Genomic DNA, 12422 nt, shown 5'->3' with positions numbered 1-12422 from the left:
CATACCGGGCCGTTTGTTGCATTTTATCAGGGATTCAGTTCCCCGGAGTCGGATAAAAAAAGAAAGCCCATGAACGCCCCTTTGTCAGGTCTGGCGAACACGGGCTTCATTATTCAGGCTGACGTTGGCTGGTCAGGCCGCGGCTTCCTGCCCGATTCGTGCCGGAGCAGAATTGACTCGTTTTTCGAATTCATCGCGGAACCGCCGGATCATTGATTGAACCGGCCACGCCGCAGCATCACCGAGAGCACAGATCGTGTTCCCTTCGATGTTGTTGGCAATGTCCATCAACAGATCGATGTCGTCCATCCGGCCTTCCCCCTTCCCGAACCGTTTCAGGATTTTCCAGAGCCATCCAGTTCCTTCACGGCACGGGGTGCATTGCCCGCACGATTCGTGATAGTAAAACATCGCGATGCGTTCAATGACCCTGATAAGGTCCGTGTCTTCATCCATGACTATCATGCCCGCTGTTCCGACAGACGATCCGGCTGCTTTCAGGGACTCTGCGTCCATGCATGCGCCTTCAAGTTGGTCACCGCGCATGATCATCGTCGAAGAACCTCCGGGGATGAGAGCCTTGATCTTCTTGTCTTCCGGCACACCGCCCGCGTGCTTGTAGATGATCTCGAGCAAAGGTACTCCGGTGGGCAGTTCATAGACACCGGGCTTGTTGACATGTCCGCTGATGCCAACGAGTATCGGTCCGGGATGTTTCGGCGCGCCGATCTTCGAATACCATTCCCATCCATTGTTGAGAATCAATGGGATGTTGCTCATGGTTTCGACATTGTTGATCGTCGTCGGGCAGCCCCACAAACCAAACTGGGCAGGGAAAGGAGGTTTAATGCGCGGGTAGCCACGCAAACCTTCGATAGAATTCATCAGCGACGATTCTTCACCGCAAATGTAGGCGCCGGCGCCTTTATGGATAACGATGTTGGTTGAGAACGAAGATCCCGCGATGCTGGTCCCCACATACCCCTTCGCATACGCGTCGGCCACCGCTTTCTCGACCATGCGGATCCACTTGCCATACTCGCCTCTGATATAGACGTACGAGGTGGTGACACCCATGGCGTATGCGCCGATCAGAATCCCTTCGATCAGGAGATGAGGATTGGATTCAAAGATCTGCCTGTCTTTAAATGTTCCGGGTTCCGACTCGTCACCGTTCACACAAAGATACTTTGGCTTTGTCGTTTGCTTAGGCATGAAGGTCCACTTCAATCCTGTGGGGAAACACGCTCCTCCCCTGCCGCGCAAGCCGGACTTTTTCACTTCATCCGTCACTTCCTCAGGCTTCATCCCCAGGGCTTTCCGAAGCGCCTTGTAACCGCCGTGCGCCTCGTAGACGTCTATCATGTGCAGTCCGTGTATGTCAGGTAGAATATACTTTTCCATGGCAGTCTACTCTCGCTCCAGCTCTGCGATAATCCGATCGAGTTTCTCTTCCGTGAGGTTCTCGTAGTATTCCTCGCCAACAGCGAGCATCGGCGCAGTTCCACACGAACCCATGCACTCAACTTCTGAGAGCGTCCATTTCTTGTCCTTCGAGGTCTCCCCCAAACCGATACCGAGACGTTTTTCGAGATGTGCGACAATCTTGTCCGATCCGCGAAGCATGCAGGAGACATTCGTGCATACCTCGACGTGCCGTCTCCCCATCGGCTTCGAATTGAACATTGTATAGAAGGTCACGAGGCCGAGCACGTGACCAAACGTCACGTTTAAAATCCCGGCAACATACCGCATCGATTCTTCGGAGATGTAGCCGTGCTCCTCCTGCACCATCCAGAGCACCGGCAACACCAATGCCTGCGTCGTGGGGTAGGACTTCTTCAAGTCCTCTATCTTGTCGAGATTTTGTTGAGATAGCATTCTGGTAATTGTCGATTTGCGATGGTTCGGTTTCGCTCACCACGAGATTACGATTGTCGATTATTGTCGCTCGTCGTCTTCAAATCGACAATCGACATTCGGCAATCGAAAATCATTTATCTGCTTCTCCCATGACCGGGTCGAGACTGCCAATGACTGCGACAACATCGGAGATCATGCAACCCATAATCATCGTTGGGAGGGATTGGAGGTTTACGAATGACGGAGAGCGGATTTTTAGCCGCCACGGGTAACCTTTGCCGTCACTATATATGTAGAAGCCCAGTTCACCCTTGGGCGCCTCGACAGCGCTGTACGTCTCGCCGACAGGTGGATCGACTCCGAAATTCACCAGCATGAAATCGTGAATAAGCTCTTCCATCCGCGTGTAGATGCGCTCTTTGCGGGGAAGCACCTTCTTCGGTTTGAATGCATGCACATCGCCGGACGGCATCTTCTCCAGCACTTGCTTGATGATGCTGACGCTCTCCCTCATCTCGGCCATTCGGACGTAGTACCGTGCGAGTGCATCGCCTCCCTCATACAGCGGCACACCGAAATCGAGATCTTTGTAGACGAGATACGGATTCGCTTTCCGAAGGTCATGATCGACACCGCACGCGCGAAGGCCGGGGCCCGTGAGACCCAGGTCGACCGCCTGATCCCGTGTGATAACCCCAACGCCATCCGTGCGCTCGAGGAAAATTCGGTTCGTGTTGAGGAGTTTCTCGCATTCGACGAGGTGGCCGGGCAATGCTTCCACGAATGCTCTTACCATCGCAAGCGTCGATGCTTCCACGTCCTGTGCAAGTCCGCCGATGCGCGTATAACTTGTCGTGAATCGTGCACCCGCGATATTTTCGAAGATATCATACTGCTTCTCCCGCTCACGAAACGCCCACATCCAGACGGTCAGCGCTCCAACATCCATCGCAAGCGAACCGAGAAACATCAAGTGCGACGAGATACGCGCGAGTTCCGAAATCATTACCCTGATATACTGAGCACGGGGAGGCGCTTCAATCCCGAGGAGTTTCTCAACGGCAAGAGCATACGCCGTGTTGTTGTTCAACGGGGAGAGGTAATCGAGACGGTCTGTGTGAGGAATAAACTCGTGGAACGTGGAATTCTCAGCCAGCTTCTCATAGCCGCGATGGAGATAACCGATTTCGGGCACGCATCCCACGACGGTTTCACCGTCGAGTCGAATGAGAAGCCGCAGCACACCATGCGTCGCCGGATGCTGGGGGCCCATGTTGAGGATCATATCATTCTCAAGCGGATCTTCAAACGACACGCTGGTGTTCTGGTCCTCAAGGGCCTGAAGAATCTTCGTCTTTTTCGGGACTTCTTCCATTCGGGTTTCCGTCACTTGTTCTTCGGCAGAGGAATGGATCCGGGGATTCCCATGAGAGGAAAGTCCTTCCGAAGCGGGAAATGTTCAAAATCCTCGGGCATGTAGACCCTTCGCAGATCAGGGTGCCCTTCAAACACTACGCCGAACATGTCAAATGTTTCGCGTTCGTGCCAGTTCGCTGTGCCCCACACACCAGTGACGGTCGGGACCTTGAGGTCTGCTTCTTCGGTGAAGGTCTTCAGACGAAGTCGGAACTTGTTCGTCAGCGAGTAAATGTTGTAGATCACCCCGAATCGATTCTCGGGAGTGTTCATGTCAATGCCGCAAAGATCCATTAGGAAATCGAATTTCAACTCTGCATCCTCTTTGAGGAAGCGGCAGATGTCGACGATCTGGTTCTTCGGCACGACGATCGTGAGTTCATCCCGGAATTCACTGGGAAGGACACTTTCTTTCCCAAACCGCGCCTGCAATTTATCGATGATAACAGCGTTCATTCCTCAGCCTGAGATTATCGGGAGAGCCTGCGGTTGGTTGAGCTTCGCTTCGCCTACATACGCAGGGAAGCTCCCCTTACTCTCTCCACGTTGCACTTTTTCCTGCAGTTTGATCAACGCGTTGAGCAGATTATCCGGACGGGGCGGGCAGCCTGCGACATAGACATCGACAGGGAGAAACTGGTCAATGCCCTGCACAACTGAATAGGTACGATACATTCCTCCGGATGATGTGCATGCGCCCATCGCAATCACCCATTTGGGATCCGGCATTTGGTCGTAGATTTTTCGCACGACCTTGGCCATCTTGAACGTCGTCGTTCCTGCGACGATCATCACGTCGGATTGACGCGGGGAAAATCGAAACACTTCCGACCCAAACCGTGCAACGTCAAAGCGCGGGCCGGCAAACGCCATCATTTCGATAGCGCAGCATGAAATGCCCATGGGCATCGGCCAGAGAGAATTCTTGCGGCACCAATTGATTGCGAGGTCTATTTTCGTGGTAAGGAAACTATCACCCAGCGCATGCTCTAATCCCATTCAAGAGCTCCTTTCCTCCAAACGTAAAAATACCCAATCAGCAGAATTGCGATAAAGACCACCATCTCAATAAACCCACCCACCCCCAACTGCTTGAAGGAGACAGCCCAAGGATAGAGAAAGACCACTTCGATGTCGAAAAGGATGAACAGAACCGCAACCATGTAGTACTTGACGGAGAACCGTTCGCGTGCGCTCCTGACCGGGTCCATACCGCTTTCATACGTCGAGAGCTTCTCCGGCGAAGGCCGGCGCGGCCCAAACCACTCGTTCAATTTCACCATGACTACGCCGAAGATGATGCCCCCGGCGACCATGACGAATATCGGAACATAGCTTTCTAGCATAAAAACACTCGAACTGGGAATAACGTTGCAGCATGCTGTTCCTGAAGCATACCGCGATGCAAAATTCCAATGAGGTTAAACAAAATTGGTCAAAAAGTCAAACAAATCAATGGGTTACGGATCAATGCAACTTCAATTCGACATTTTCGAGAGGCCACCGCGCACGGAGTCTCAGCGTGTCAGGATATTCAGTAAACCGCTCTGATCGCCGGAAAGGAAAGACCTGACCCGGAGAAAATTTTCCATCATCATCGCGATCTCTGAATGCCTGAAGGAGATATTTGCCCTCGAGCAGGTCGCTCAGCATGAACGGTCCGGGCTGAGAAAGCCGGACGACATATTCCTTTGGCTCCTTCCTCGAGACGTTTCGGGCTACGAGGAAGACATCGCCTTTGGGATCTGACACGCTCACATCGTGGATGAAACCTTCGATGCTGCTGAACAACTCGTCATCAATAGTTTGAAACCGGAATACCCGCAGCGAATCTTTTCCGGCTCGCCCTGCCAGGTTCATCACGCTCCGCATCCCGATTCGAAGTGTAAACCATGTCCTGCTGGCCAGTCTTCCTTGAGGCATAACTTCCACCGAGGCATCGGAGAGCCAGCGCAGCCTGAGAGGAACCGCGCTGCGACTACTATCAATGAGAGAGATCGAGTTCCCCGCTCTTTCCCGCTTCACGGCGTCCGAGAAGCTGAGCAGGAACTTCGGCTGGAGATCAATTTCCTTTGCACTGTCGGCCAGAGAGATCGATGCGATCCTGGGAGCCAGTGTATCTCTTACCTCAGAACCCGAAAACGTCAGGCGATTCGCCGAGGGGCTGACTCTCAAGCCGTTGACGCCGCGTAGAGACGAGATCTCTACACGATACCCCTCCCCGGCTCGTTGCGTGTCCGTAACGACGACGACTGAGGTCATTTTCGGAATCACCGGACATACCGACAACACGCCAAGTGGCTTCTGACTCACGGTGTCTGAAACCCGAAACCAGTTTGCGCTGAGGCCGCTGGTGTCCATCGGCGAAGACAATTCAATCATCACGTGTCGATTGTTCGTGGAGGCCGCCTTCGTCATCCGGACAGCAGTCGTGTCTTCCTTGCCGAGCCTCATCCAGACCCCTGCTTTGAGCGTGTCCGTCGGAGTCAGAACAATTTCGTCAGGCTGAGCCCCGAATTCGTCAGTCTCCGGATCGTACAAGAGATTCTTGTAGTCATCCCGTACGGCAATAATTCGATACGATCCGAAGGTAAGATGCCTCAGAAGAAATCCGCCATCCTTCCCTGATTGCGTAACGTAGTCCGGCTTCGTCGTTCTTGGGTCCAGTGTGTCAGGATTGAGGCCATCGAGCCTATATGCAAAAATCATTGCTCCAAGCGCAGGGTCGGTTTCCCTGCGCGGGAACACTCTTCCCTCTACCGCACCATGGTCGATGTCCTCACCCGTCGTAAAGGCAAGGGTATACGATTGCGCCATCTTGTTGCGATTGTGGAGATCCACCACATCGGTTCCGATCGTGACGACGTACGTCGTGCTGCGCCGCAAGGTTCCTGCAAAGCGTATTTCGACTTCTCGTCCGGACCAATCGAACTCGAGTTGGCCGAGCGAAGGCGAAACAAAGACTGCACCTTCGACACTTCGATGGTCGACATACTCGTTGAATTCCAGCGTGATGCTTCGGCCGCTGAAGCGGGTGGCATAATTCGCAGGGATCGTTGAGGCCACAGTCGGCGGATCGGTATCGATCGGCCCCCCTTCCGGGGCACGTTGGCCGGCGCAAGAGAGGAGAATGAATGGAAGGAGTACTATGAGGAGGATATTGCGCATCAGATCATTTTCTTGTCGTGACCCGGAGTTTTATTGATGGGTGAATATAATAAAACGGTAGTGGAGAAGAAAGGAACGAGAAAGCGAGGAGGGGGACGCTCGTCGGCCTCGTTGGATACATTCCACCAGGTCAGACCGTGGGCGCTCGATGGTCCGCCTACGCCGACCTGCGACGAAGCAACGCTTCGTCCTACGGTTCAACCAGCCCCTTTTTCACGTAGGTCCACCGCCAATCCCGCCAATTGCGACACAGTCCGGCCTTCACAGGATTCTCCAAGATGTACCAGATCGTCCTCTCTAGCTCTGCGCCATCTCGGATGACATGGTCGTAGCTTTCGTGATGCCAGAAAGCACCGGAACGATTGAGGCAGGCGTTGCAGGTGACAGCGGTGTAAGATTTCAGAGATTGGAGGATTCTGTAAAGCGAAGCATCGCTTCGCTTTACATGCATTAACACATGCACATGGTTTGGCATCACACAGGCGGCGAGCATGTCGTAGATATTACCGTCCCGGTAGAGCAATGCACTCATCACGACAGAAGCGACTCGATCGTCCCCAAGCCAAGTGGGCCCATTGCCTGCTCGATCCAGCAATCCATCATATTTATCGAAATAGGTCGCTCCCAATTCTCGGGTAAGTTTCCTTTGCTCTTCAGACTTGCCGACCTGACGCACTTTTCGCTTTATCGCTTCATGCTCATGCTTCAATCTCACAACGACCTCAACAGGCAGCGACCCAGCAAGGCGAAACGTCACGTGAAACGTCTCTCCTGGCGGCTGGTAGTGCGGAAGACGTCTTCGGTAGAAGATCTTTGGATCTGGTTGCATGTCCCTCTGGTAAGTCGTCCTGAGGGAATGTAATCGGCGGGAGATTGCAGGACAACAAGTTTCAATTTGCACTCTGGCTGGCAGCACGAACTTCAGCCCACCGCGGGGCGGCCGTTGGGAGAAACAACGCTTTGTCTGACAATTCGGCCAGCCTGACTTACGAGCCAGCTGCTTTTGCGGCTTCACGTTTCATTCGCCGGTATGAGTTCACCGCTTTCTGGTGTTCGGCGTAGTTACGGGAGAAGACGTGCCCGCCGGTTCCGTCTGCAACAAAATAGAGGAATGAGTGCTTTTCGGGATACAGAGCTGCGAGAATAGATTTCCGGCCTGGATTGTTGATTGGCCCGGGGGGGAGTCCATAATAAAGATATGTGTTGTACGGAGAATCGATTCGAAGATCTGAGTAGGTCAGCCTTCGCTTCCATTCAGGGAGAGCGTACTGCACCGTCGGGTCTGCCTCCAGGCGCATTCTCTTTTTCAGTCTATTGAGGTAGACACCGGCAATAACCGGTCGTTCCCGATCAAGTATTGCTTCCCCTTCGACAATCGAGGCAAGCGCAAGGACCTCCTTCATCGAAAATCCCAGATCATCCTGACGACGTTTCAGACTGTCTGCGTAGAACTTCCTGAACTCCCCCACCATCCGCTCGATGATCTCCTCTTCGCTTACCTGCCAGAGAAATTTATACGTGTCCGGCAGGAGGTATCCCTCGATCGATGGAGCATCGATCCCAAGTTCCTTTCGGAACGAACTGTTGTCGCAGAGCGAAATGAACCGCTGCGAGTCGACACCGAGGATCTTGCCGCATTGGAGAGCAATCCGTTCCATCCTCCATCCTTCCGGAATCGGAATGTTGATGAGAATGCGGGACTTCCCTTCGGCGAGATCGTTGAGAATCGCAATATTTGAGAGCCCGCGCGGGAACAGGTATTTTCCCACCTTCATCGTTTTCGTGAGGCCGAGTACCCTGCCGGCCAGGCTCAGAGTCCACCGGACTCGCAGAACGCCGGAAGACTCGAGCGAATCGAGCACCGTTCTGAACGAGGCGCCGCGGGGTATGATGACGGTGCGTTCCGAAGCAAGCACCGAGGTATTCGACGCAAAGAAGATTGCATACATCGTCCCGGAGGCGAGAGCCAAAAGCACAATGGCAACGGCCTGCACCCACCGTTTCCGGAAAGATCCCGATATGGACGATCCTGCAGACAGAGAATCACCTTTTTGATTTCTTTTTCTGCTCGTGCATATAGACCCGCTCCACGCTGCGGGCTTCGTCAATAATACGTTCAAAGAGCCGCCGGACGGCAGGCGAGGAAAGAGGTCCTTTGTTGCAGGCCGTCACATTCTTCATCACTTCCACCTCACGCTCCGGAGAGTACGCGTCCAACCCAAGCCTGATCTTGATCTTTCCGATTTCTGTCGCGCACATCGTGCGCTCGTTCAGCAGGTTCACCAGCTGCAGATCTATATCATCGATTTTCTTACGCCAGACATCAAGCTCATTCATAATGAATCCCGGTTAGTTTGGACGAATTGAACGAAGGAAATCGACAGCAGCGCGAAGGGCTTGTTCTTCGGACGCTGCCTTCCCCAACACATTAATGAGAGAGGATCCGACTACCGCTCCATCCGCATATTCCCAGACGCGCTGCACGTGCTCACGCTGTGAGATCCCAAAACCGACAACAAACGGCTTCCGGGAATTCCTCCGTACCCTCTGCAGAAACTCGTCCAAACCTCCCCCCTCACCGAACTGTGCTCGCGAACCTGTCACACCCGTGACAGAGACACAATAGGAAAAGTCCGTCGAGCAACCATCAATCTCCTTGATCCTCGCGTCGGAACTGGTTGGAGCAATCAGAAATACGTTGCTGATTCCGCACTTCCGACTTAATGTCGTCATCTCGGAAGCTTCCTCGGGAGGAAGATCGGGGATGATGAGCCCATCGACACCGGCCGACTTGCACCTCGCCAGAAACTTTTCAACTCCGAATCGGATAATCGGGTTGATGTATCCCATCAACAGAATTGGAAGTTCACTGTCGGCTCGGAATTCGCGCACCGCTTCGAGAATTCGTTCAGCCGTAGCACCGTTCTTCAATGCAATCTCGGAAGAATGCTGAATAGTCTCACCGTCGGCAAGAGGATCAGAGAACGGAATCCCCACCTCAATGAGGTCCGCTTCCGCTTCCTCAAGTGCCCGGAGCAGGCCAAGCGTCATACCTTTGAAGGGAAACTCAGGCGTGATGTACGGAACGAGCGCTTTTTGGCCGGCGGCTTTGAGGCTGGCGAACTTTTTCTGGATCCGATTCATTTCGGCATATTGTTGGTTGCTCTTTGCCCGACCGACGCTTCGGGATTGTTGCCCACGACAGCGAATCATGCAAGCGACAGGTTTGGCTCCGCTGTCAATTCGAGACTTGATGTCTTCCCTGACTGCATTTTCGTGTACCCGACCATCGCCACCATCGCCCCGTTGTCGGTGCAGTATTCAAATTTCGGCATGAACACAGACAATCCATGGCGAACGGCAGTTTCCACCATCCTCGTGCGGAGTTCAGAATTCGCTGAAACGCCCCCGGAGACTGTGATACTCTTGACTCGTGATGCCTGAGCAGCGCGAATTGCCTTGTTGACGAGCACGTCCACGACAGCCGCCTGAAAACTGGCACACAGGTCAGAGCGCAGTTTCTTCTGAGTGATCGACGCCTCAGCTCCATCAGAAAATGGTATGAAGCCGCTCTTTCTAAGATAATAGAGGACGGAGGTCTTCAGTCCGCTGAAACTGAATTCGAGCGATCCCTCTTCGAGGTACGGACGGGGAAAACTGACAAACGCAGGATCTCCGTCTTTGGCGTACTTGTCAATCAGTGGTCCGCCCGGATAGCCAATTCCAAGCATCTTCGCCACCTTATCGAATGCCTCTCCAGCCGCGTCGTCCTTCGTCTCGCCGAGGACCTGATGTTCAAACGGTCCCTTCACCAGAACGAGTTGGGTGTGTCCGCCCGAAACAGTCAGGTTTACGAATGGGAATTCGGGCTTTGGATCGTCGATGAGGTTGGAGAAAATGTGGGCCTCCATGTGGTCGACGCCGACAAACGGAATCCCCAGGCCAAGGGCCATGGATTTTCCGAAGCTCAGACCAACGAGAATTGCGCCGACCAACCCGGGCCCATAGACGGCGGCGATCCCGTCGAGTTCGTTTTTGGAGACCCCGGCTTTCGCAAGCGCCTCCTCCACAACCGGAATTATGCGGCGCTGGTGCGCCCTTGAAGCCAGTTCAGGGACGACCCCTCCGTATTGCGAGTGGAACAATTGCGTCGCCGTGACATTCGCCAAGAGTCGGCCGTCACGCACGATGGCTGCAGAGGTCTCGTCACACGATGTTTCAATACCGAGAATGGTCAAAGGAGTTAGGAGTTTCGGGTTTGGAGTTTAGAGTTTCGAGTTCCAGGGTTCAAGGCCAACGACATGAAGTCGGATCGAGCCCAAATCACTCCCTGGCCGCCTTCTGTTCACTGTTCACTACTCACTATTCACAATATGAACTCCCATGGTTTTGATTATGATAACCAAAAAAACAGGTTTGTGCAACGTTGGTCCGCCCCCGGCCACATCGTGGTGGGCACGGCAAAATGGTCTTGCCTCTCTCTGATTTTCTCTCTATATTGGTTTACAATTTTGAACTATAGAGATGGAGTTTACTGATGGCAAGAGTTTGCGAAATCTGCGGCAAAAAACCAATGGCCGGAAATCATGTAAGCCACGCCCACAACCGATCGCCCCGACGGTTTCTTCCTAACCTCCAATCGGTGCGAGCAAAAGTCGATGGTTCAGTTCGGCGCATCACGGTGTGTACAAACTGCATTAAATCCGGCAAGGTTCAGAAAGCCGCCTAACGCGGGCGAGGTTCCGACATAGATTGTGGCAAGAAAAATCCCGCAACTTCGGCGGGATTTTTTGTTCCGCTGTTGATTGAAACCATACAACCCAGGTGATGAAGCTAGCTTTTTCTCCCCCAAATCAGCTGACGTTTCTTCGCATCCTCCTTACGCCGGTGTTCGTCGCGTTCTTGTTCTCGGCGGACCCCGTTCTGAGGCAGCTCTCTCCGGTTGTCTTCGTGATTGCAATGCTTACGGACTGGTACGATGGGTGGGTCGCACGCCGATGGGGATACGTGACGCGGTGGGGAACATTTCTTGACCCGCTGGCAGACAAGGTCGTCACCTCCGCAGCTCTCATTGCATTCATGTACCTCAACCTTGTCCCTGCCTGGACTGTCTGGGTGATCGTGATCCGTGATATCCTCATCACATTCCTCCGGTCCTACGCCGAACTCAAAGGGAAGCCCTTTGACACTTCGCGCATGGCGAAGACAAAGACGTTTCTTCAGTTTGCACTGATCTATTATATTCTTCTTGCCTACATCGCACGCGATACCGAGTATTTTCGGTCACGGTATTCAGCATTGCTCGATCAGCTTCTCGGGCAATCAATACTCTACGCCGGCATGGCGGTCATTGCAGCCATCACACTGCTGACTGGTGTCCTCTACGTCATCGACAACTGGACGACTGTCCGAGAATTGTATGGCTCTTCCAACCGATCCACAGAATCCGAGTAACAACCCCGCCGATCAATCAGTCGCCCAGCCCCCGAAGGTGGGTTTTGTCACGAAGGCATTCGCCTCTGGTCTGTTCTCGGGGTTCTCACCGGTAGCATCCGGAACAGTCGGGAGCGCTGTCGGTCTCGCATTCTACTGTATTCCAGGATTCGAACGATGGTACATTCTGCTCCCTGCGAGCCTGCTGGTTCTCGCCCTTGGCATCAAGGCCTCGGATGCAATGGAGAAGGTTTACGGACACGATCCGGGTGAAGTCACGATTGACGAAGTGCTTGGCATGTGGGTCTCTCTCCTTTTTCTTCCGAAGACCATTCTTGTTGCCACCCTCGCCTTCTTCATCTTCCGTATACTGGACATCGTCAAGCCGTTCCCCGCCCGCCGGTTCGACAATCTTCACGGAGGCTCAGGGGTAATGCTCGACGACGTTGTTTCTGCAATCTACACCAATCTCCTCCTGCAGCTGGCGGTCGCTTTACAAATCATCTGAACAATACTCATAGAATGCCGGATACACCAAGCAT

15 protein-coding genes are annotated in these 12422 nt (G+C 53.5%); 3 read left to right on the top strand and 12 right to left on the bottom strand.

Annotation, left to right across the window (positions count from 1 at the left end; all coding sequences use genetic code 11):
* Nucleotides 1–132: 132 nt before the first annotated feature.
* The 12 genes from nuoF to tsaD all read right to left on the bottom strand — a co-directional run bounded on the left by nuoF (nt 133) and on the right by tsaD (nt 10685).
* Nucleotides 133–1404 (bottom strand): NADH-quinone oxidoreductase subunit NuoF, encoded by a 1272-nt coding sequence (gene nuoF / locus NTU47_07270; GenBank protein MCX6133597.1) that lies wholly within the window; start codon nt 1402–1404, stop codon nt 133–135.
* Nucleotides 1405–1410: 6 nt separating this feature from the next.
* Nucleotides 1411–1881 (bottom strand): NADH-quinone oxidoreductase subunit NuoE, encoded by a 471-nt coding sequence (gene nuoE / locus NTU47_07265; protein MCX6133596.1) that lies wholly within the window; start codon nt 1879–1881, stop codon nt 1411–1413.
* Nucleotides 1882–1993: 112 nt separating this feature from the next.
* A complete protein-coding gene (nuoD, locus tag NTU47_07260; protein MCX6133595.1) occupies nt 1994–3253 on the bottom strand; it encodes an NADH dehydrogenase (quinone) subunit D in 1260 nt (419 codons plus the stop codon).
* A complete protein-coding gene (locus NTU47_07255; GenBank protein MCX6133594.1) occupies nt 3250–3735 on the bottom strand; it encodes an NADH-quinone oxidoreductase subunit C in 486 nt (161 codons plus the stop codon). Before NTU47_07255 ends, nuoD begins: the two co-directional genes overlap by 4 nt.
* Before the next feature lie 3 nt (nt 3736–3738).
* Nucleotides 3739–4278, bottom strand: coding sequence for an NADH-quinone oxidoreductase subunit B (locus tag NTU47_07250; GenBank protein MCX6133593.1), 540 nt, complete (start codon nt 4276–4278; stop codon nt 3739–3741).
* Entirely contained in the window at nt 4269–4625 is a 357-nt protein-coding gene (gene ndhC, locus NTU47_07245) for an NADH-quinone oxidoreductase subunit A (GenBank protein MCX6133592.1), read from the bottom strand. The genes NTU47_07250 and ndhC overlap by 10 nt, the downstream gene beginning before the upstream one ends.
* A 121-nt stretch (nt 4626–4746) precedes the next feature.
* Entirely contained in the window at nt 4747–6447 is a 1701-nt protein-coding gene (locus NTU47_07240; GenBank protein ID MCX6133591.1) for an Ig-like domain-containing protein, read from the bottom strand.
* A gap of 190 nt (nt 6448–6637) precedes the next feature.
* A complete protein-coding gene (locus tag NTU47_07235; GenBank protein ID MCX6133590.1) occupies nt 6638–7276 on the bottom strand; it encodes a transposase in 639 nt (212 codons plus the stop codon).
* A 157-nt stretch (nt 7277–7433) separates the two neighbouring features.
* Nucleotides 7434–8441 carry an endolytic transglycosylase MltG gene (gene mltG, locus NTU47_07230; protein MCX6133589.1) on the bottom strand — a complete coding sequence of 336 codons (1008 nt, stop codon included), beginning with the start codon at nt 8439–8441 and terminating at the stop codon, nt 7434–7436.
* A gap of 49 nt (nt 8442–8490) precedes the next feature.
* Nucleotides 8491–8784 carry a chorismate mutase gene (locus NTU47_07225; protein ID MCX6133588.1) on the bottom strand — a complete coding sequence of 98 codons (294 nt, stop codon included), beginning with the start codon at nt 8782–8784 and terminating at the stop codon, nt 8491–8493.
* Nucleotides 8785–8796: 12 nt separating this feature from the next.
* On the bottom strand, nt 8797–9591 hold the full coding sequence (trpA, locus tag NTU47_07220; GenBank protein MCX6133587.1) for a tryptophan synthase subunit alpha: 795 nt from the start codon (nt 9589–9591) through the stop codon (nt 8797–8799).
* 65 nt (nt 9592–9656) lie between these two features.
* Nucleotides 9657–10685: a tRNA (adenosine(37)-N6)-threonylcarbamoyltransferase complex transferase subunit TsaD gene (gene tsaD, locus NTU47_07215; GenBank protein MCX6133586.1), complete on the bottom strand. Its 1029-nt coding sequence runs from the start codon at nt 10683–10685 to the stop codon at nt 9657–9659.
* A 299-nt stretch (nt 10686–10984) separates the two neighbouring features.
* Here tsaD and rpmB point away from each other — a divergent pair, with 299 nt between their 5' ends.
* From rpmB to NTU47_07200, 3 genes are all read left to right on the top strand, one after another.
* On the top strand, nt 10985–11176 hold the full coding sequence (gene rpmB / locus NTU47_07210; protein ID MCX6133585.1) for a 50S ribosomal protein L28: 192 nt from the start codon (nt 10985–10987) through the stop codon (nt 11174–11176).
* Nucleotides 11177–11274: 98 nt separating this feature from the next.
* A complete protein-coding gene (pgsA, locus tag NTU47_07205) occupies nt 11275–11901 on the top strand; it encodes a CDP-diacylglycerol--glycerol-3-phosphate 3-phosphatidyltransferase (GenBank protein ID MCX6133584.1) in 627 nt (208 codons plus the stop codon).
* On the top strand, nt 11867–12388 hold the full coding sequence (locus NTU47_07200) for a phosphatidylglycerophosphatase A (GenBank protein MCX6133583.1): 522 nt from the start codon (nt 11867–11869) through the stop codon (nt 12386–12388). The genes pgsA and NTU47_07200 overlap by 35 nt, the downstream gene beginning before the upstream one ends.
* Nucleotides 12389–12422 lie beyond the last annotated feature (34 nt).

This window comes from Ignavibacteriales bacterium (assembly GCA_026390595.1).
Taxonomy (GTDB): Bacteria; Bacteroidota; Ignavibacteria; order UBA10030; family UBA10030; genus UBA9647.
Note: the sequence above shows the minus strand (reverse complement) of the source record. Positions and strands in the feature narration are given on the sequence as shown.